This window comes from Pseudomonas sp. SC11, from assembly GCF_047039205.1.
Classification (GTDB): Bacteria; Pseudomonadota; Gammaproteobacteria; order Pseudomonadales; family Pseudomonadaceae; genus Aquipseudomonas; species Aquipseudomonas boreofloridensis.
On record NZ_CP178183.1, the window covers coordinates 5,256,768 to 5,275,693 of the forward strand.

General features: G+C 66.2%; 17 protein-coding genes. 10 read left to right on the forward strand and 7 right to left on the reverse strand.

The genetic code is table 11. The features are described from left to right. Nucleotides 1-38: 38 nt before the first annotated feature. On the reverse strand, nt 39-410 hold the full coding sequence (locus ACK2SD_RS23355) for a DUF423 domain-containing protein (RefSeq protein ID WP_039582551.1): 372 nt from the start codon (nt 408-410) through the stop codon (nt 39-41). A 64-nt stretch (nt 411-474) separates the two neighbouring features. Between ACK2SD_RS23355 and mtgA the strand changes: the two genes are divergently transcribed. Then, nucleotides 475-1,185, forward strand: coding sequence for a monofunctional biosynthetic peptidoglycan transglycosylase (gene mtgA, locus ACK2SD_RS23360; RefSeq protein ID WP_116887355.1), 711 nt, complete (start codon nt 475-477; stop codon nt 1,183-1,185). Between the two features lie 99 nt (nt 1,186-1,284). On the opposite strand, the gene rpoH is transcribed toward mtgA, so the two are convergent. The 4 genes from rpoH to ftsY all read right to left on the reverse strand — a co-directional run bounded on the left by rpoH (nt 1,285) and on the right by ftsY (nt 5,429). Next, nucleotides 1,285-2,139: an RNA polymerase sigma factor RpoH gene (gene rpoH, locus ACK2SD_RS23365; RefSeq protein ID WP_295486213.1), complete on the reverse strand. Its 855-nt coding sequence runs from the start codon at nt 2,137-2,139 to the stop codon at nt 1,285-1,287. A gap of 109 nt (nt 2,140-2,248) precedes the next feature. Further along, nucleotides 2,249-3,274 (reverse strand): permease-like cell division protein FtsX, encoded by a 1,026-nt coding sequence (gene ftsX, locus ACK2SD_RS23370; protein ID WP_412460963.1) that lies wholly within the window; start codon nt 3,272-3,274, stop codon nt 2,249-2,251. Then, nucleotides 3,271-3,942 (reverse strand): cell division ATP-binding protein FtsE, encoded by a 672-nt coding sequence (ftsE, locus tag ACK2SD_RS23375; RefSeq protein WP_029612380.1) that lies wholly within the window; start codon nt 3,940-3,942, stop codon nt 3,271-3,273. Before ftsE ends, ftsX begins: the two co-directional genes overlap by 4 nt. Beyond that, complete coding sequence (gene ftsY, locus ACK2SD_RS23380) at nt 3,939-5,429, reverse strand: signal recognition particle-docking protein FtsY (RefSeq protein WP_412460964.1); 1,491 nt, start codon at nt 5,427-5,429, stop codon at nt 3,939-3,941. The genes ftsE and ftsY overlap by 4 nt, the downstream gene beginning before the upstream one ends. A 230-nt stretch (nt 5,430-5,659) precedes the next feature. On the opposite strand from ftsY, the gene ACK2SD_RS23385 reads away from it, so the two are divergent. The 5 genes from ACK2SD_RS23385 (at nt 5,660) to ACK2SD_RS23405 (ending at nt 12,967) form a co-directional block, all read left to right on the forward strand. After that, entirely contained in the window at nt 5,660-7,015 is a 1,356-nt protein-coding gene (locus ACK2SD_RS23385; RefSeq protein ID WP_412460965.1) for a M16 family metallopeptidase, read from the forward strand. Between the two features lie 67 nt (nt 7,016-7,082). Next, nucleotides 7,083-8,507 carry a M16 family metallopeptidase gene (locus tag ACK2SD_RS23390; RefSeq protein ID WP_412462362.1) on the forward strand — a complete coding sequence of 475 codons (1,425 nt, stop codon included), beginning with the start codon at nt 7,083-7,085 and terminating at the stop codon, nt 8,505-8,507. Beyond that, nucleotides 8,507-9,124 (forward strand): 16S rRNA (guanine(966)-N(2))-methyltransferase RsmD, encoded by a 618-nt coding sequence (gene rsmD, locus ACK2SD_RS23395; protein ID WP_412460966.1) that lies wholly within the window; start codon nt 8,507-8,509, stop codon nt 9,122-9,124. Before ACK2SD_RS23390 ends, rsmD begins: the two co-directional genes overlap by 1 nt. 69 nt (nt 9,125-9,193) lie before the next feature. Beyond that, complete coding sequence (locus ACK2SD_RS23400) at nt 9,194-11,914, forward strand: M16 family metallopeptidase (protein ID WP_412460967.1); 2,721 nt, start codon at nt 9,194-9,196, stop codon at nt 11,912-11,914. Nucleotides 11,915-11,974: 60 nt separating this feature from the next. After that, the gene (locus ACK2SD_RS23405; protein ID WP_412460968.1) at nt 11,975-12,967 is read left to right on the forward strand and encodes a hydrolase; all 993 of its coding nucleotides are present in this window, start codon (nt 11,975-11,977) and stop codon (nt 12,965-12,967) included. A 12-nt stretch (nt 12,968-12,979) separates the two neighbouring features. Here ACK2SD_RS23405 and ACK2SD_RS23410 read toward each other — a convergent pair whose 3' ends face one another. Further along, nucleotides 12,980-13,834: a sulfurtransferase gene (locus ACK2SD_RS23410; RefSeq protein WP_295486197.1), complete on the reverse strand. Its 855-nt coding sequence runs from the start codon at nt 13,832-13,834 to the stop codon at nt 12,980-12,982. 134 nt (nt 13,835-13,968) lie between these two features. On the opposite strand from ACK2SD_RS23410, the gene ACK2SD_RS23415 reads away from it, so the two are divergent. The 4 genes from ACK2SD_RS23415 (at nt 13,969) to ggt (ending at nt 18,103) form a co-directional block, all read left to right on the forward strand. After that, nucleotides 13,969-15,423 (forward strand): coniferyl aldehyde dehydrogenase, encoded by a 1,455-nt coding sequence (locus tag ACK2SD_RS23415; protein ID WP_412460969.1) that lies wholly within the window; start codon nt 13,969-13,971, stop codon nt 15,421-15,423. 129 nt (nt 15,424-15,552) lie between these two features. Then, entirely contained in the window at nt 15,553-16,032 is a 480-nt protein-coding gene (coaD, locus tag ACK2SD_RS23420) for a pantetheine-phosphate adenylyltransferase (protein WP_317870968.1), read from the forward strand. A gap of 125 nt (nt 16,033-16,157) precedes the next feature. Beyond that, nucleotides 16,158-16,409 carry a YfhL family 4Fe-4S dicluster ferredoxin gene (locus ACK2SD_RS23425; RefSeq protein ID WP_039582535.1) on the forward strand — a complete coding sequence of 84 codons (252 nt, stop codon included), beginning with the start codon at nt 16,158-16,160 and terminating at the stop codon, nt 16,407-16,409. Continuing rightward, nucleotides 16,409-18,103, forward strand: a complete 1,695-nt coding sequence (gene ggt, locus ACK2SD_RS23430; protein WP_412460970.1) for a gamma-glutamyltransferase — start codon at nt 16,409-16,411, stop codon at nt 18,101-18,103. Before ACK2SD_RS23425 ends, ggt begins: the two co-directional genes overlap by 1 nt. A 7-nt stretch (nt 18,104-18,110) precedes the next feature. Here ggt and mutM read toward each other — a convergent pair whose 3' ends face one another. Beyond that, the gene (gene mutM / locus ACK2SD_RS23435; protein ID WP_412460971.1) at nt 18,111-18,923 is read right to left on the reverse strand and encodes a bifunctional DNA-formamidopyrimidine glycosylase/DNA-(apurinic or apyrimidinic site) lyase; all 813 of its coding nucleotides are present in this window, start codon (nt 18,921-18,923) and stop codon (nt 18,111-18,113) included. Between the last annotated feature and the right edge of the window lie 3 nt (nt 18,924-18,926).

The window sequence follows — 18,926 nt, forward strand, 5'->3', positions numbered from 1 at the left end:
GCGAGCGGCGCCATCAGTCGCTATTGCCGACCGACTGGTCAGCCCAGGCGCCACGCCGTCAGGCCCAGACAGGCCCAGCCCGCCAGGAAGCACACGCCACCGATGGGGGTGATGATGCCGAGCTTGCTCACGCCGCTGAGGGTCAGGGCGTAGAGGCTGCCGGAGAACAGCACGATGCCCACGGCGAACAGGCCGCCCGCCCAGCCGATCAGCCGCCCGGGCAGATGCACGGACAGCATCGCCACCGCCAGAATCGCCAGCGCATGCACCAGTTGATAACTGACACCGGTATGAAAGATCGCTAGGTAGTCGGCGCTCAGACGGTTCTTCAAGCCGTGTGCGGCGAAGGCACCCAGCGCGACACCGGTGAAGCCGAAGAAGGCCGCGAGCATCAGGAAGCTGCGAAGCATGGGACGACTCCTTGAAAGGGGTCTGTATAATGGCCCGTTCCATCGGTCCGGCCAAGCTATCGACATGCTGTCATCCCTTATCCGCCGTCTTGCTCGTGCTCTGCTCTGGTTCGCCGCAGGCAGCATCGTGCTGGTGTTGGCGCTGCGCTGGGTGCCGCCACCGGGCACGGCCTTGATGGTCGAGCGCAAGGTGCAGTCGTGGGTCGATGGCGAGCCGATCGACCTGCAGCGCGACTGGGTGTCCTGGGAGCAGATCTCCGATGAACTGAAGGTGGCTGTGGTCGCCGGCGAAGATCAGCACTTCGCCAGCCATTGGGGCTTCGATGTCCCGGCGATTCAGGCAGCCCTGGTGCATAACGAGCAAGGGGGCAAGCTGCGCGGCGCCAGCACGCTGACCCAGCAGGTGGCCAAGAACCTGTTCCTGTGGTCTGGGCGCAGTTGGCTGCGCAAAGGCTTGGAGGCCTGGTTCACCGCGCTGATGGAACTGCTCTGGTCGAAGGAGCGCATCCTCGAGGTCTACCTCAACAGCGCCGAATGGGGGCCGGGGGTGTTCGGTGCCCAGGCTGCCGCGCGCTATCACTTCGGCGTCGATGCCAGTCGCCTGACACGTCAGCAGGCCAGCCAGCTTGCCGCTGTGCTGCCCAGTCCGCTGAAATGGAGCGCCAGCCGGCCCAGCGCCTACGTGGCAAGTCGGGCCAGTTGGATTCAACGACAGATGAGTCAGTTGGGCGGTACCAGCTACCTGATGCAACTGCAGGGCAGCGCGCGCCTCTGAGCAAGGCGCCTGGCAAACGCCAAGGTCACAAGCACCGGTAACGAAAAAGCCGCCTGTTTCGTGGGAAACAGGCGGCTTTTCAGTTGAGCGCAAGGCCGATCAGACGGTGATCAGCGCCTTGACCTTGCTCATCGCGTTCTTCTCGAGCTGACGAATCCGCTCGGCCGACACGCTGTACTTCTCGGCCAACTCATGCAAGGTCGCCTTTTCCTCGGCCAGCCAGCGCTGGTAGAGGATGTCGCGGCTGCGCTCGTCCAGACCGTTCAACGCTTCATGCAGGTTGCTGTTGGCGTTGTCGCTCCAGTCGGCATCTTCCAACTGCATGGCCGGATCGTAGCGATGGTCTTCCAGGTAGTGCGCAGGCGAATGGAAGGCGCTGTCGTCGTCGGCATCGGCTGCCGGATCGAAGGCCATGTCATGGCCACTCAGGCGGCTTTCCATCTCGCGCACTTCACGCGGCTCGACGCCCAGGCTCTCGGCGACACGGTGCACTTCGTCGTTGTTCAGCCAGGCCAGACGCTTCTTCTGGCTGCGCAGGTTGAAGAACAGCTTGCGTTGCGCCTTGGTGGTGGCCACCTTGACGATACGCCAGTTGCGCAGGATGAATTCGTGGATCTCCGCCTTGATCCAGTGCACGGCGAAGGACACCAGGCGCACACCCATTTCCGGGTTGAAGCGCTTGACTGCCTTCATCAGGCCCACGTTGCCTTCCTGGATCAGGTCAGCCTGGGCCAGCCCGTAACCAGCGTAGCTGCGGGCGATATGGACGACGAAACGCAGGTGGGCCATCACCATTTGCCGAGCGGCCTCAAGATCCTGCTCATAGAAGAGACGCTCAGCCAGTTCACGCTCCTGCTCGACCGTCAGCAGCGGGATGCTGTTGACCGTGTGCACATAGGCTTCCAGGTTTGCACCGGGAACCAAGGCATACGCAGGTTGCAACGAAGTGGTCATTCAAGTACCTCCGACTCACTGGACTCGTGCCTTGTGGGCACTGCCAACATAGACCCGGAACCATCAGACAAGTTCCTGGATGAAAAAAGTCAATGCTGGCACGAAAGCATTATCGCGGTGCGAGCTCGTTCAGGTGCCGAGCGACCGCAATCCATGCACCGATATACCCCAAGAGCACCGCCCCGATCAAGAGTGACAGACCGTCGGCAGCGGGTACGCCCCCCAGGGCGAAGTCACTGCCATACAGGTCGGAAAGCCCGACCACCGCATCATTCAGCCAGTTCAGGCCAAACGCGAGGATGCCCCAGGCCAGCACGCCGGCGCCCAGGCCGTACAAGGCGCCCATGTACAGGAAGGGTCGGCGCACGTAGCTGTCGGTGCCACCCACCAGCTTGATCACCTCGATCTCCACCCGGCGGTTCTCGATGTGCAGGCGAATGGTGTTGCCGATGACCAGCAGCAGTGCGGAAATCAGCATCACCGCCAGGCCGAAGACGAAGCGATCGCCCAGTTTGAGGATCGCCGCCAGGCGCTCGACCCAGACCAGGTCCAACTGCGCCACTTCAACCCGCGGCAGCTCCGACAGACGCTGGCGCAGCGCTTCGAGCGCCGGCTTGTCGACTTCGGTCGGTGTCACCACCACCACGCCGGGCAGCGGGTTCTCCGGCAGCTCGCGCAGCGCCTCGCCCAGGCCCGACTGCTGCTGGAACTCCTGCAGCGCCTGTTCGCGGCTGACATAGGTGGCCTCGGCCACCCCCGGCATGGCCTTGATCTCGTCGCGCAGCGCTTCGCCTTGCTGGGTGCCGGCATCGAGCTTGAGGTACAGCGAAATCTGCGCCGCGCGCTGCCATGAGCCGCCCAGTTTCTCGACGTTCTTCAACAGCAGCGACAGTCCCATCGGCATGCTCAGCGCCACCGCCATCACCAGGCAGGTGAAGAAGCTACCGATCGGCTGCTTGCCCAGGCGACGCAGGCTGTCGGCCAAGCTGGCGCGGTGGCTTTCCAGCCAGGCGTTGAGCAGGGTGCGGAAATCCGGGCCATCGTCGTCGTGGCCACCGCGCTTCTTGTCGGGCTTGGGGTCTGCCGCCTTGGGCGCGACGCGCTCGGAGACCTTGGGTGTACGGGTGTCGCTCATTGTCCGGCCTCCCCATCGCCGATCAGTCGTCCGCGTTGCAGGGTGAGCATGCGGTGGCGCATGCGCGCGATCAGCGCCAGGTCGTGACTGGCGATCAGCACGGTGGTGCCCAACCGGTTGATGTCTTCGAACACCCCCATGATCTCGGCCGCCAGGCGCGGGTCGAGGTTGCCGGTGGGCTCGTCCGCCAGCAGCAGGGCCGGCTGGTGGACGATGGCGCGGGCGATGCCCACGCGCTGCTGCTGACCGGTGGACAGGTCGGCGGGGAACAGTTCGCCCTTGTCCGACAGCGAAACCCGCTCCAGCGCCGAGTCCACGCGCTTGCCGATCTCGGCCTTGGACAGCCCGAGAATCTGCAGCGGCAGGGCGATGTTGTTGAATACGGTGCGGTCGAAGAGCAGTTGGTGATTCTGGAACACCACGCCGATCTGGCGGCGCAGGAACGGAATCTGTGCGTTGCTGATCTGGCCCAGGTCCTGGCCGGCCAGCAGCAGCTTGCCGCTGGTGGGGCGCTCCATGGCCAGCAACAAGCGCAGCAAGGTGCTCTTGCCGGCGCCCGAGTGCCCGGTGACGAACAGGAATTCGCCCCGGCGCGCCCGGAAACTCAGTTCATGCAGGCCGACGTGGCCATTGGGGTAGCGCTTGGCGACCTGCTCGAATCGGATCATGGGTGCTCACGCTCGGCAAACAGGGCTTTGACGAAAGGCTCGGCTTCGAAGGTGCGCAGGTCGTCGATACCTTCGCCGACGCCGATGAAGCGGATCGGCAGGCTGAACTGCTTGGCCAGGGCGAAGATCACCCCGCCCTTGGCAGTGCCATCCAGCTTGGTCAGGGCCAGGCCAGTCAGTTCGACGCTCTGGTTGAAATACTTGGCCTGGCTGATGGCGTTCTGCCCGGTTCCGGCATCGAGCACCAGCAGCACCTCGTGCGGTGCCTCGGCGTCGAGCTTGCCGATGACCCGACGGACCTTCTTCAGCTCTTCCATCAGGTTGTCTTTGGTATGCAGGCGACCGGCCGTGTCGGCGATCAACACATCGACGCCACGGGCCTTGGCCGCCTGTACCGCGTCGAAGATCACCGAAGCCGAATCGGCGCCGGTGTGCTGGGCGATCACCGGAATCTGGTTGCGCTCGCCCCAGACTTGCAACTGCTCCACCGCTGCGGCGCGGAAGGTGTCACCGGCGGCGAGCATGACCTTCTTGCCTTCGAGCTGTAGCTTCTTGGCCAGCTTGCCGATGGTGGTGGTCTTGCCGGCGCCGTTGACGCCCACCACCAGAATCACATAGGGCTTGGTCTGCGCGTCGATCTTCAGGGGTTGCTCGACCGGGCGCAGCAGCGCGGCGAGTTCTTCCTGCAGCGACGTGTACAGCGCATCGGCGTCGGCCAACTGCTTGCGGGCGACCTTCTGGGTGAGGTTCTGCACGATCAGCGAAGTGGCTTCGACACCGACGTCGGCGGTCAGCAGGCGTGTCTCGATCTCGTCGAGCAGGTCGTCGTCGATGACCTTCTTGCCGAGGAACAGGCTGGCCATGCCTTCGCCAATGCTGGCGCTGGTCTTGGACAGGCCCTGCTTGAGCCGGGCGAAGAAACCGACCTTGACCTGCTCGGTGGCCGCGACCGGTGCAGCGACCGGCTCCGGCTCGGCTACGGGCAAGGCCTCGACGGGGGCAGGCACGCTCACGGGCGCCGGCTCCACCACCACGGGCGCAACCACGACCAACTCGGGTTCGACGGACTGAGGCTGAACCACCGGCTCGGCGACCGGCTCGGCAATGGCAGCAGGACGCTCGGGGATGACCGGCGGCGCGCTCGGTTCCAGATCGGGCACCAGCGCCACCGGCTCTTCGGCAACCGGCAGTACCAGATTGCTCACCGGGGCCTCGGCGACTGGCACCACCACCACGGGCGTTGGGCTGACGGCCTGGACAGGCGCCTCGCTCGGCGCCAGCGGCCGCTCGTCGGCGACCGGTTCGCTGACCTCAATCGGCGCAGGCTCGGCCGCTGCGGCGGGCGTTACCGGTTCGGCAGCCGGCTGCTCGGGTACTGGCGGCGGCTCGGCGACAGGTTGCTGCGGCTTCTTGCGAAACCAGCCGAACAGGCCTTTCTTTTCACCGGCCTCGGCCGGCGCTTTCTTGTCGTCGTTGGAACCAAACATGGAAGACGGCTATCTCAGGGTGGCGATGCACCATCATTGGGCATCGGGAATGCTTTATACGCAGAACAGACTCTCATGCAGGCGGCTGGTTCACGCGCAACGTTTTGTCTTGGTGTCCTGTGGGCCAGAACGGCGACAGGCATGGTCGCCAGGCAACCGGATCAGTATCCTAGCACCTCCTGGCCTGCCGACGCTAAGTCCCGCAGGCCGCCGTACAGGTTATCCATCGTATGAATGCTCTCGCCCGCCGCGCCGCTGGCCTGTTGCTCGGCACGCTCTGCCTGCCCCTGGCGGCACTGGCCGCCGATACGCAACCCACCCACGAATTCATCCTCGACAACGGCCTGAAGGTCGTGGTGCGCGAAGATCACCGCGCGCCCGTCGTGGTTTCGCAGATCTGGTACAAAGTCGGCTCCAGCTACGAGACGCCGGGCCAGACCGGTCTGTCCCACGCCCTGGAGCACATGATGTTCAAGGGCAGCGCCAAGATCGGCCCCGGTGAAGCCTCGCGCATCCTGCGCGACCTGGGCGCCGAGGAAAACGCCTTCACCAGCGACGACTACACCGCCTATTACCAGGTGCTGGCCCGCGACCGCCTGCCGGTGGCCCTGGAACTGGAAGCCGACCGCCTGGCCAGCCTGCGCCTGCCGGCCGACGAGTTCAGCCGCGAAATCGAAGTGATCAAGGAAGAGCGCCGGCTGCGCACCGACGACCAGCCCAACGCCAAAGCCTTCGAGCTGTTCCGCGCCATGGCCTTCCCCGCCAGCGGCTATCACACCCCGACCATCGGCTGGATGGCCGACCTGGAGCGGATGAAAGTCGAGGAGCTGCGGCACTGGTACGAATCCTGGTACGCGCCGAACAACGCCACCCTGGTGGTGGTCGGCGATGTCACCGTCGATGAGGTCAAGGGCCTGGCCAACAAGTACTTCGCGGCCATCCCCAAGCGCAGCGTGCCACCGGCCAAGCTGCCGCTGGAGCTCGCCGAGCCCGGTCAGCGCCAGCTCACCCTGCATGTGCGTACCCAATTGCCCAGCCTGATCTACGGTTTCAACGTGCCGGGCCTGGCCACCGCCAAGGACACCCGCAGCGCCCAAGCCCTGCGGCTGATCTCGGCCCTGCTCGACGGCGGCTACAGCGCGCGCATGCCGGCACGCCTGGAACGCGGCCAGGAACTGGTGGCCGGTGCCTCCAGCAGCTACAACGCCTTCACCCGTGGTGACAGCCTGTTCCTGATCTCGGCAACGCCGAACGTACAGAAGCACAAGACGCTCGCCGATGTGGAAAAGGGCGTCTGGCATCTGCTCGACGAACTCAAACGCACCCCGCCGACCGCCGAAGAGCTCGAGCGCGTGCGCGCCCAGGTCATCGCCGGACTGGTGTATGACCGCGACTCGATCAGCAGCCAGGCCACCACCATTGGTCAACTGGAAACCGTGGGCCTGTCGTGGAAGCTGATCGACAGCGAACTGGACGACCTCAAGCGCGTCACCCCGCAGGACATCCAGGAAGCCGCACGCACCTACTTCACCCGCGAACGCTTGAGCGTTGCCCATGTTCTGCCCGAGGAGTCCGCCCATGACTGATCGTCGCGCCCCCCGCGCTCTGCGTCCCGGCCGTGGTGCGTTCGCCTCGGCGCTCACCCTGGCGTTGTTGCTCGTCGGCGCCGCGCAGGCCGACGAGGCCACCGGCACCATCGACCGCTCCAGCGCGCGCCCGGCCAATACCCTGCAGTCGCTGGCCGAGCTCGACGGCAAGGCGCCCAGCCGGCGTCAACTGAACATTCAGCACTGGACCACGGCCGAAGGCGCCCGCGTGCTGTTCGTCGAAGCCCGCGAACTGCCGATGTTCGACCTGCGCGTGACCTTCGCGGCCGGCAGCAGCCAGGACGGCCCGGTGCCGGGCCTGGCCACCCTGACCAACGCCATGCTCAACGAGGGCGTGGCCGGCAAGGACGTCACTGCCATCGCCCAGGGCTTCGAAGGCCTGGGCGCCGACTTCGGCAACGGCTCCTATCGCGACATGGCCGTGGCTTCGCTGCGCAGCCTCAGCGCCGCCGACAAACGCGATCCAGCGCTCAAGCTGTTCGCCGACGTGGTCGGCAAGCCCAGCTTCCCGCAGGACGCCCTCAAGCGCATCAAGAACCAGTTGCTGGCAGGCTTCGAGTACGACAAGCAGAACCCTGGCAAGCTGGCTGGCCAGACGCTGTTCGCCAACCTCTACGGCAGCCATCCTTATGCCCACCCCAGCGATGGCACCGCGCAGAGCATCCCCGGCATCACCCAGGCGCAGTTGCGCGCGTTCCACGCCAAGGCCTATGCAGCCGGCAACGCGGTGATCGCGCTGGTGGGCGACCTCAGCCGCAGCGACGCCGAAGCCATCGCCGCCCAGGTGTCCGCCGCCCTGCCCAAGGGCCCGGCACTGGCCAGTCCCGCCGAGCCGACCGAACCCAAGCCCGGCGCCACCCACATCGACTTCCCGTCCAAGCAGACCCACCTGATGCTCGCCGAACTGGGCATCACCCGCCAGGACCCGGACTGGCCTGCGCTGTCGCTGGGCAACCAGATCCTCGGCGGCGGCGCCTTCGGCACCCGGCTGATGAGCGAAGTGCGCGAGAAACGCGGCCTCACCTACGGCGTGTACTCCACCTTCACCCCGATGCAGGTGCGCGGACCGTTCATGATCAACCTGCAGACCCGTGCCGAACTCAGCGAAGGCACCCTGCAACTGGTGCGTGACATCCTGGCCGACTACCTGAAGAACGGCCCGACCCAGCAGGAACTGGACGACGCCAAGCGCGAGCTGGCCGGCAGCTTCCCGCTGTCCAACGCCAGCAACGCGAGCATCGTCGGGCAACTCGGCGCCATTGGCTTCTACAATCTGCCGCTGACCTGGCTCGAAGACTTCATGCAGCAGTCCCAGGCGCTGACGGTCGAGCAAGTCAAGGCGGCGCTGAACAAGCATCTGGCGGCGGACAAGCTGGTGATCGTCACCGCCGGCCCGAGCGTGCCGCAAAAGCCCCTGCCGCCACCGACAGACACACCGTCCGAGCAGCCACTCGGCGTACCGGAGCACTGATGGCCAGACCTTCCTCCCCCGCCCAGCCCCACAGCAAAGGGGCTGGCCAGTTGCGCATCATCGCGGGCGAATGGCGCAGCCGTCGCCTGGCCGTGCCCGAAGGCGAAGGCCTGCGCCCGACGCCCGATCGCGTGCGCGAAACCCTGTTCAACTGGCTGGCGCCCTACATCGAAGGCGCCCATGTGCTGGATGCCTTCACCGGCAGCGGCGCGCTGGTGCTCGAGGCGCTGTCGCGCGGCGCGGCCGATGCGGTGGCGCTGGACAGCAATCCGGCAGCCATCGCCAACCTCAAGCACAACCTGGAGTTGCTGCGCTGCCCGCGCGGGCAGATCCTGCAAACCGACGCCTTGCGCTACCTCGGCGGGCCGGCCAAGCAACCCTTCGACCTGGTGTTCCTCGACCCGCCCTTTCACAAAGACCTGCTGGCCGAGGTGTGCAATCTGCTGGAAAGCCAGCAGTGGCTGCGCGACCAGGCATGGATCTACACCGAGAGCGAGGCCGCGCCGTCGAGCCTGCCGATGCCGGGCAACTGGCGCCTGCACCGGGAGAAGAAAACCGGCCAGGTGCATTACGCCTTGTGGCAGCGCGGCGAAGTGCGCCAGGACAGCCAGACATAGGTAATACCTGCCGATACCTGCCGTGATCGAAGCTGCTCCGCTCGTGAACTCACTCGGAGCAGCGCCCCCATGCAAGCATCCCCCCTCGCACTCGAAGACCTGATCACCGCGCCCCACTCGCCTCAACAGCACTTCACCTTGCCCAACGGCCTCGCTGTCCACTTCCAGCAAGATCGACGCAGCCCCTTGGTGTGCATGCACCTCTACTACCATGTGGGCTCCAGTCACGAGGCGCCGGGCCATACCAATCTGTCCCATGTACTGGAGCACATGATTTTCGAGGGCAGCGAAAAACTCGCCACCGGTCAGTACCTGCGCGTCATCGAGTGGCTGGGCGGCAACAACAACGCCCAGACCCTGCAAGACGCCACCGTCTACACCATGGTCCTGCCAGCCTCGCGACTGGAAGTGGCGCTGGAGATCCTGGCAGATACCATGGTCAATGCCCGCCTGAGTGAACAGGCCTTCGAGAAAGCCCGGACCGCCGTGCGCGACGAGCGTCGCCTGAAAATCGACAACCGTCCTGTGCAACAGGCCATAGAGCGCCACCATGCCCTGGCCCACGGCACCAGCCCCTATGGCACACCCCACTATGGTCAAGCACGGGATCTGGAGGACATGAGCCTGAGCGCGCTACGGACCTGGTACCGGAATCGTTACGCGCCGAACAACGCCACGCTGGTGGTGGTCGGAGACGTCGAGGCCGACGCTCTTCAGCGTCTGGTGGAACGGCATTTTGCCGCTCACGAGGCCGTACCGCTGCCGCCTCCGGAAGTCCCTCGTCACGCAACGCCCCTGCACGCGCGCAGTCAGTCGGTGACCCTGCCCGGCCTGCGCGATGGCTTGCTCATGGCCTTCAATGTTCCGAGCCTGGCAACCTGCGATGAACTGCGCAGCGTGCATGCGCTGAGAATCGTCGCCGAACTGCTGGGCAGAGGCGCTTCGTCGCTGCTGTACAGCCAACTGGTGCGCGGACAGCACGTGATGACCGGTATCGACCCTTCGTACGACTATCAGGTGCGTGGCGACACCTTGCTCAACTTCGCCGGTTACGTCGCCCCCGGGCATACCCCGGCCGCCGCCGAGCAAGCTGTGTGGGACGTCATCGATGGGCTTCGGACAGCGCCTGTGAGCGCCCAGCACATCGAGAACGCCAAATTCCACTTGCTGGCACAGCATGCCGCCGCCCAGGCCAGCCTCACCGGCCAGGCCGATGCCATCGGCTGGAGCGTGATCGGCGGCACCGCGCCCGCCCTGCGCCAACAACACCTGCGCACATTGGCCTCGATCACCGAGCAAGACATCCAAGACGCTATCGACACTTTCCTGACTCGCGAGCGATCGACCGTCACCCACCTGTGCGCCGTCACGCCGGTCATCGATCAACACCCGGTGCTGATCTGCGCCGATCTGTCGCCCGGCATCGCCGCCGTGGACATGTCCGCGCTGATGTCGGCGCAGGGTCTGCCGGAGATCGCGTTGGACAGCACGCAACGACCGCTGCAGCAGTGGCACACGGCGCAGGGCAGCAAGGTGTGCTTCGTCGCCAGCGAGGGCGCGCCGATGTTCGATCTGCAACTGCGCTTCAAGGCCGGCGCGTGTCATGACGGCGATACCCCGGGCCTGGCGGCACTGACGCTGTACATGCTCGACCAAGGCGGCGGGCAATGGGATGCCGCGCAGATCGCCGAGCGATTCAAGGCCCTGGGTGCCACCTTCAGCCGCAACGTCACCCCTGACGACGCCATCCTGCGCCTGCGTTGCCCGGCCCACGCAGGGCTGCGCAGCGACGCCCTGGCGCTGCTGACGGCCGTGTGCGCACGCCCGAGCTTCGAGCCCACGGCCCTCGAACGGATGCGCACGCGCGTGCTCAACTATGTGCGCCGCCGCGAAGCCAAAGCGCAAAACCGGCTCAACGTCGAAACGCTGCGCCTGCTGTATGCCGCGCACCCCTACACCCAGGATCACCACGGCACCGTCGCCAGTCTCGCCACCCTCGATCGCCAGCAGATCGTCGACTTCCACCAGCGCGCCTACAGCGCTGGGAACCTGGAGATCACCCTGGTCGCAGACCTGCCGCACGAACAGGCACAAGCCTTGCTGGCCTCACTGAGCCAAGCGTTCACGGCAACCGAACAGCCCCTCCCGACCGTGGCCAAGGCGCAGGCCACCGGCCAGCCGGGCACGCTGCGTATCGAAGAGCCCGGCAACGAGACCGCGACGGACAACGTCACGCTCAAGCTCGCCTTCGCGGTGGATACGCTGCCGGACGATCCACAGTACCCGGCGCTGCTGATGGCCAACCAGATAGTCGGGGGCAGCTTCCAGTCGCGGCTGGTCAGCGAACTGCGCGAGCGCCGCGCGCTGACCTACGCCATCCATAGCCGTCTGCACCACTATCGCGCGGCGAGCGTGTTGATCGTGTCGTGGGACATCCAGCCTCAGTACCTCGACGCCTCGCTGGAACTGGTCCGGCTGGTGCTGCGTTGTTTCATCGAGCAAGGCCCGAATCCCGTCGAACTGGACATGGCGCGCAGCCAACTGCTCGGCAAACAGTTGCGCACGTTCGCCGACGACGAGGAGTTGGCCACCCTGCTCGCCGAGATCAACGCCCAAGGGCTGCCGGCCGACCATTGCAGCGGTTATTCAGCGCGCCTGGCCCAGGTCAGCGCGGCGCAGGTTCAGGCGGCAGCCCGGCAGGCCTTCGACCCAAACCGCTGCGTGGTGGTCAGCGTCGGTCCGAACGTGGCGCAGAAACCATTGCCGGCGCTCGTCGGCGCCGACCACTAGGCGCGGTACAGGCGCGCTGTTTCATGGCACTCTAGGCAAGCCCATCACGAGTTGCCCAGCATGCCCAGTCCCACCGCCCTCTTTCGTCCGGCCCGCGGCCTGTCGAATCCGCACCTGCAAACGCTTTGGGGACCGCTGTGGCGCAAACTGCCTGCGCTGCGGCGCGCCCGAGAGCGGTTGTGGCTGGAGGATGGCGACTTTCTCGACCTGGACTGGTATGGCCCTGACCAGACCGAGACGCCGCTGGTGCTGGTGCTGCACGGCCTGACCGGCTCGTCCGAATCGCCCTACGTGAAGGGCCTGCAACAGGCACTTGAGGCGCAAGGCTGGGCCAGCGTCGCACTGAACTGGCGGGGCTGCTCGGGCGAACCGAATCGGCTTGCGCGCAGCTACCATTCCGGCGCCAGCGAAGACCTCGGCGAAACCGTCCGCCACCTGCGCGCCAGACGTCCGCTGGCGCCGTTGTACGCCGTGGGCTATTCGCTGGGCGGCAATGTGCTGCTCAAGTACCTGGGTGAAACCGGCGCGGCCAGCGAACTTCAGGGCGCAGTGGCGGTTTCGGTGCCGTTCCGCCTGGACCAGTGCGCCGACCGCATCGGCCTGGGCTTCTCGAAGATCTACCAGGCCCATTTCATGCGCGAGATGCTGAGCTACGTGCAGGTCAAGCAGCGCCACTTCCAGGCGCAGGGGCACGTTGAAGCGCTGGCAGCCCTCGAGGGCCTGGGGCCGCTGCGTAACCTGCGCACCTTCTGGGATTTCGATGGCCGGGTAACGGCGCCCCTGCACGGTTTCAGCGACGCGCACGACTATTATCGCCGCGCCTCCAGCCGCTACTACCTGGGCGAGAACCGCACCCCGACCCTGATCATCCAGTCCCAGGACGATCCCTTCGTGTTCGATCACAGCCTGCCGGCACCTGAAGAATTGGCGCCGCAGACCGAATTCGAACTGCATCGGCACGGCGGCCATGTGGGTTTCGTCGAAGGCAGCCTGCGCGCTCCGGGCTACTACCTGGAACGGCGCATTCCGCAGTGGCTGGGCGGATTGGGTTAGGCGGGGCCTCTTTCAGTCGCCGATCTCGATGGCGTGGTCGGCGTCATTGATCCACTCGCTCCAGGAGCCGGCGTACAGCCGACCCAGCGGATAGCCCGCCAGCGCCAGGGCGAACAGGTTGTGGCAAGCCGTGACGCCCGAACCGCAATACGCGACCAACTGTTGCGGTGCGCGGCCCGCGAGCGTCTGGTCGAAGCGCTGGCGCAATTGCTCGGGAGGCAGGAAGCGTCCGTCAGCACCCAGGTTGTCGGTGAACGTGGCGCACTGTGCGCCAGGGATGTGTCCGGCCACCGGGTCGATCGGCTCGACTTCCCCGCGAAAGCGCGGCAGCGCCCGCGCATCGATCAAGGTCAAATCAGGCGCGTCCAGGCGCTTGGCCAACTGCTCGGCATCGATCAGCAGCGCAAGGTCCGGCTCACCGGCGAAACTGCCCTCGCGCTGCGGCGGCGGGTCCAGGCTCAGCGGCAAATGCGCGGCATGCCAGGCTTTGAGCCCACCGTCGAGGAGGAACACGGCGTCACGTTTGCCCAGCCAAGCCAGCAGCCACCAGGCGCGGGCGGCATAGGCACCGGGACCATCGTCGTAGAGCACCACCTGGCTGTCGTTGTCCACGCCCCAGGCGCGTAGGCGCTCGACCAGCCGCTGCGGATCAGGCAGTGGATGTCGGCCACTGCGACCCTTGATCACAGGTCCGCTGAGGTCGCGCTCCAGGTCGGCGAAATGCGCCCCTTCGATATGCCCCTCGGCATAGCTGCGCTGGCCGTAGTCAGGGTCTTCGAGGGCGAAACGGCAGTCGAGAATCACCAGTCCTGGCGAACCCAGGCGCTCGGCCAATTGCGGCGGGGTGATCAGTTGCGCAAGCGGCATGACAGTCTCCTATCGATGGCACGAACGGCCCGGCAGGCATGCGCCAGGGCCTGATTGAAGCGGCTATGGACCTGATCGCATGGCAGCCAGCGACAGGTTCACGGACCGAGGCGTAGGGAGTATAAGCTGGCCAGATGCCCACTTTGCACGGAGCTGCCGTGAGTTCGTCCAATCCCCCGCCCGTTGAATCATCCGACCTCGCCCTGCAACGCTTGTTCGACGCTCAGCGCCGCGCGTTTGCCGCCCACCCGATGCCACCCGCCGATCAGCGTAGGCAATGGCTGAGGTACCTGCGCGAAACCCTGCTGGCTAATCGCGAGCGTTTGATCGACGCCATCGACGCCGACTTCGGTGGACGCAGCGCCGATGAAACCCTGTTCGCCGAACTGCTGCCTACCGTGCACGGGCTGCGGCATGCCGAACGCCGCGTGCGACGGTGGATGAAACCCCAGCGGCGCAAGGTAAGCCTGGCGTTTCAACCGGCCCGCGCCCACGTGCTGTGGCAGCCGTTGGGCGTGGTCGGCATCATCGTTCCCTGGAATTACCCGCTGTTCCTGAGCATCGGTCCGCTCACCGATGCGCTGGCGGCGGGCAACCGCGTCATGCTCAAGCTCAGCGAGGCCACGCCGCAGACCGCTGCGCTGCTCAAGCACCTGCTCGAACAGGTGTTCCCCAGCGACCTGGTCGGCGTGGTGCTGGGTGAGGTCGATGTCGCCCAGGCCTTCGCCCGGTTGCCGTTCGATCACCTGTTGTTCACCGGCGCCACGGCCATCGGCCGCCAGGTCATGCAGGCCGCAGCGGCCAACCTCACACCGGTGACCCTGGAGCTGGGCGGCAAGTCGCCCGCCATTGTCGCGCCCGACGTGCCGTTGACCATGGCCGCCGAACGCATCGCCTTCGGCAAGACGCTCAATGCCGGGCAGACCTGCGTGGCCCCGGACTACGTGCTGGTCCCACGCCAGCAGCTGGACGCGTTTGCCCAGGCCTATCGGGCGGCCGTGACCCGGCTGTACCCGCACATCGCCGACAACCCCGACTACAGCGCCATCATCAACCCGCGCCAGTTGCAGCGCCTCGAACACCTGCTGCAGGACGCCCGCGACAAAGGCGCCCAAGTGCTCGACCTGTATCCGCAGGAAGCGCGCCAGGGCCGGCGACTGCCACCGCACCTGCTGCTGCAGGTAAGCGATGACATGCAGGTGATGCAACAGGAGATCTTCGGCCCGCTGCTGCCGCTGGTGCCCTACGACGATCTGGACGACGCCCTGGCCTACATCGCCCAGCGCCCTCGCCCACTGGCTCTGTACTACTTCGGCTACGATCGCCGCCAACAGGCTCGCGTGCTAGCGCACAGCCACTCCGGTGGCGTCTGCCTGAACGACACCCTGCTCCACGTTGCCCAGGATGACTTGCCGTTCGGCGGGATCGGCCCCTCCGGGATGGGTCATTACCATGGCCAGGCGGGTTTCCAGACCTTCAGCAAGGCCAAGGCCGTGCTGGTCAAGCAGCGCGTCAACGTGGCCAGGCTGATCTACCCGCCCTACGGCACGGCGCTGCAGCGCCTGGTGCAGCGCCTGTTCATCCGCTGATGGCAGCGCGGGCATGACAGCCAATAGACGCACTGTCTATAGTGCCATCAGCCGGTCACATGACTTGGCCCGGCAGCAGTCGCTGCGCTACCATCCGACTCCCCAACGCACTCCAGCCAGGATGACGCGATGAACCGAGTGTTGTACCCGGGTACCTTCGACCCCATCACCAAAGGCCATGGCGACCTGGTCGAGCGCGCGTCCCGCCTGTTCGACCAAGTGGTCATCGCGGTGGCCGCCAGCCCCAAGAAGAATCCGCTGTTCCCGCTGGAACAACGGGTGGCGCTGGCTCGTGAGGTCACCAAGCACCTGCCCAATGTCGAGGTCATCGGCTTCTCCACCCTGCTCGCGCAATTCGCCAAGGAGCAGGGCGCCAATGTGTTTCTGCGCGGGCTGCGTGCGGTGTCCGATTTCGAATACGAATTCCAGTTGGCGAACATGAATCGCCAGTTGGCGCCGGACGTGGAGAGCCTGTTCCTCACACCGTCGGAACGCTATTCGTTCATTTCCTCGACCCTGGTGCGGGAGATCGCCGCGCTGGGCGGCGATATCAGCAAGTTCGTCCACCCCTCTGTGGCCGACGCACTGACCGAACGCTTCAAGAAGTAGTCATGCTCGCCGTAACGCCACGTGGGCGCGACACCGCGCCTGCGTGCACTGCGCGCAGTAATGCGGCACAATTGCGCGCATTGCCTTGATACATGCCTGGGCGGCAAGCCCTGGCCGGAGTCCCAATGTCCCTGATCATCACCGACGATTGCATCAATTGCGACGTCTGCGAACCCGAGTGCCCGAACGCCGCCATCTCCCAGGGCGAGGAGATCTACGTGATCGATCCGAACCTGTGCACCCAGTGCGTGGGCCATTACGACGAGCCGCAGTGCCAGCAGGTCTGCCCGGTCGACTGCATCCCCCTGGATGACGCGCACCCGGAAACCGAAGACGAGCTGATGGCCAAGTACCGCCGGATCACCGGCAAGGCCTGATGACCGTGCTCGGCGCGATTCGCCAGGCGCTGCTCGGCGCCGCCCTGGCGCTGCTGGCCAGCGCCGCGCTCGCCGATAGCCCAGGCCGGGCCGCCATCGCCAGCCCACACGCCGACGCCACGGCCGCCGCGCGACAGGTGCTGGCGCAGGGCGGCAACGCCTTCGACGCCGCCATCGCCATCAGCGCCGCACTGGCGGTGGTCGAGCCATACGGTTCGGGGCTGGGCGGCGGCGGGTTCTTCCTGCTGCGCGAACAGGGCGAGCCAACGCGCTACGCCTTCCTCGATGCCCGCGAACGCGCGCCAGGGGCGGCTTCGCCGGACATGTACCTGGAAAATGGCAAGGTCCGTGCGGGGCTGTCCGTCAATGGTCCCTTGGCCGCCGCCATTCCCGGCTTGCCCCAAGCCCTCGCCGACCTCGCCGCCACCCACGGCAAACTCCCGCTCAAAGACAGCCTGGCCCCGGCCATCCGCCTGGCCAACCAAGGCTTTACCGTCGACCGCATCTACCGCGACCGCGCCAGCATGCGCCTTGACGCGCTGCGCGCCGACGCCGAAAGCACCCGCCTGTTCTTGCGCGACCAGCAGGTGCCCGCTCTCGGCACCCGTATCCGCCAGCCCGAACTCGCTGCCACCCTGCAGGCGCTGGCCGACCACGGCCGCGATGGCTTCTATGGCGGAGCGGTCGCGCGGCGACTGGTAGCAGGCGTTCGCCAGGCCGGAGGGCTGTGGACGCTCGACGACCTCGCTGTTTACCGCACGGCCTGGCGCCAGCCGCTGCGTTACAGCCTGGCCGATCAGCGCGAACTGATCAGCAGCCCACCGCCGTCGGCGGGTGGCGTGGCGCTGGCGCAGAGCCTGGCGATGCTCCAGCGCCTGCCCTGGCAGAGCGCCGAGCCGGTGCAACGCAGCCACTACGTGGTCGAGGTGCTGCGCCGCGCCTATCGCGACCGGGGTTTGCTGGGCGATCCAGACTACGTCGCCAACCCCATCGACCGCCTGCTGGCGCGTTCGTACCTGACCTCGCTGGCCGACAGCATCGATGTGCACCAGGCGACCCCCAGCAGTGCGCTGCCACCGGCACCGGCCTGGCGCGAAGGCGACCACACCACTCACTTCACCGTGATCGATGCCGCTGGCAATGCCGTGTCGGCCACGCTGTCGGTCAACCTGCCGTTCGGCGCCGCCTTCACCGTGCCCGGCAGCGGCGTGGTGCTGAACAACGAGATGGACGATTTCGCCGCCGACCCCAGCGGCAGCAATAGCTACGGGCTGGCCGGCAGCCAGGCCAATGCCGTGGCCGCGGGCAAGCGTCCATTGTCGAGCATGACCCCCAGCTTCCTGGAAAGTCCGTCACAGCTCGCCAGTTTCGGCACACCGGGCGGCAGTCGGATTCCGAGCATGGTGCTGCTGTCGATGCTGGGTTTCCTGGAAGGACGACCGGTGAGCGACTGGCCCGCCACGCCCCGCTACCACCATCAGTACCTGCCGGATGTGATCGAGCACGAGCCCGATACCTTCGACGACGCGCAAAAAGCCGCGCTGCGGGCGCGTGGTTACACGCTCAAGGATCTGCAGCGCAGCTACGGCAACCAGCAGGTGGTGTATTGGAACAAGCGCGCGGGCACGCTCGAAGCGGCCAGCGATCCACGCGGGGAAGGCCAGGCCACGGTGCTGGAGGCTGTCCGGGAGTGAGCGGCGCTCAGCGCTGGCAGCGTGGGCAGAACACGCTGGCGCGCTGGCCGAGCTTGACCTCGCGCAGTTCGCTGCCGCACACCTTGCAGGCCTCGCCACCCCGCCCGTAGGCATACAGCTCCTGCTGGAAATAGCCGGGCTGGCCGTCGCCGCCGATGAAATCACGCAACGTGGTGCCGCCGCGCTCGATCGCGGCGGCGAGCACCCGCTTGATCTCGATCGCCAGCTTCAGATAACGCGCCCGGCTGATGCCGCCAGCAGCGCGACGCGGGTCGATACCCGCAGCGAACAGCGCTTCGGTGGCGTAGATGTTGCCCACGCCGACCACCACGGCGTTGTCCATGATGAACGGCTTGACCGCCATCGACCGCCCGCGCGACAGCTGGAACAGCCGCTCACCGTCGAACAGCTCGGTCAGCGGTTCCGGCCCCAGGCGCGCCAGCAGTTCGTGACCGAGCGGGTCATGGCTCCAGAGCATGGCGCCGAAGCGACGCGGGTCCGTGTAGCGCAGCATCAGCCCGGATTCCAGCTCGATGTCCACGTGTTCGTGCTTGGCCGCCGGCAAGCCCTGCTCGACCAGGCGCAGGTTGCCAGACATGCCCAAGTGACTGATCAGCGTACCCACCTCGGCGTTGATCAGCAGGTACTTGGCCCGCCGCTCGACGCTGAGAATGCGTTGGCCCGAAAGGCGCACATCCAGGTCTTCAGGGATCGGCCAGCGCAAGCGGCGATCACGCACCACCACCCGTCTGACCCGCTGCCCTTCGAGGTACGGTGCGATACCGCGTCGGGTTGTTTCGACTTCCGGCAACTCAGGCATGGA

What these genes read in the sequence shown, in the direction of transcription:
- ftsY (WP_412460964.1), bottom strand. Translation starts at nt 5,429, where the DNA reads ATGTTTGGTTCCAACGACGACAAGAAAGCGCCGGCCGAGGCCGGTGAA.
- ftsX (WP_412460963.1), bottom strand. Translation starts at nt 3,274, where the DNA reads ATGAGCGACACCCGTACACCCAAGGTCTCCGAGCGCGTCGCGCCCAAG.
- ACK2SD_RS23415 (WP_412460969.1), top strand. Translation starts at nt 13,969, where the DNA reads ATGCCCACTTTGCACGGAGCTGCCGTGAGTTCGTCCAATCCCCCGCCC.
- ACK2SD_RS23425 (WP_039582535.1), top strand. Translation starts at nt 16,158, where the DNA reads ATGTCCCTGATCATCACCGACGATTGCATCAATTGCGACGTCTGCGAA.
- ACK2SD_RS23355 (WP_039582551.1), bottom strand. Translation starts at nt 410, where the DNA reads ATGCTTCGCAGCTTCCTGATGCTCGCGGCCTTCTTCGGCTTCACCGGT.
- rsmD (WP_412460966.1), top strand. Translation starts at nt 8,507, where the DNA reads ATGGCCAGACCTTCCTCCCCCGCCCAGCCCCACAGCAAAGGGGCTGGC.
- ACK2SD_RS23410 (WP_295486197.1), bottom strand. Translation starts at nt 13,834, where the DNA reads ATGCCGCTTGCGCAACTGATCACCCCGCCGCAATTGGCCGAGCGCCTG.
- rpoH (WP_295486213.1), bottom strand. Translation starts at nt 2,139, where the DNA reads ATGACCACTTCGTTGCAACCTGCGTATGCCTTGGTTCCCGGTGCAAAC.
- ftsE (WP_029612380.1), bottom strand. Translation starts at nt 3,942, where the DNA reads ATGATCCGATTCGAGCAGGTCGCCAAGCGCTACCCCAATGGCCACGTC.
- ACK2SD_RS23385 (WP_412460965.1), top strand. Translation starts at nt 5,660, where the DNA reads ATGAATGCTCTCGCCCGCCGCGCCGCTGGCCTGTTGCTCGGCACGCTC.
- coaD (WP_317870968.1), top strand. Translation starts at nt 15,553, where the DNA reads ATGAACCGAGTGTTGTACCCGGGTACCTTCGACCCCATCACCAAAGGC.
- ACK2SD_RS23400 (WP_412460967.1), top strand. Translation starts at nt 9,194, where the DNA reads ATGCAAGCATCCCCCCTCGCACTCGAAGACCTGATCACCGCGCCCCAC.
- mtgA (WP_116887355.1), top strand. Translation starts at nt 475, where the DNA reads ATGCTGTCATCCCTTATCCGCCGTCTTGCTCGTGCTCTGCTCTGGTTC.
- ggt (WP_412460970.1), top strand. Translation starts at nt 16,409, where the DNA reads ATGACCGTGCTCGGCGCGATTCGCCAGGCGCTGCTCGGCGCCGCCCTG.
- ACK2SD_RS23405 (WP_412460968.1), top strand. Translation starts at nt 11,975, where the DNA reads ATGCCCAGTCCCACCGCCCTCTTTCGTCCGGCCCGCGGCCTGTCGAAT.
- mutM (WP_412460971.1), bottom strand. Translation starts at nt 18,923, where the DNA reads ATGCCTGAGTTGCCGGAAGTCGAAACAACCCGACGCGGTATCGCACCG.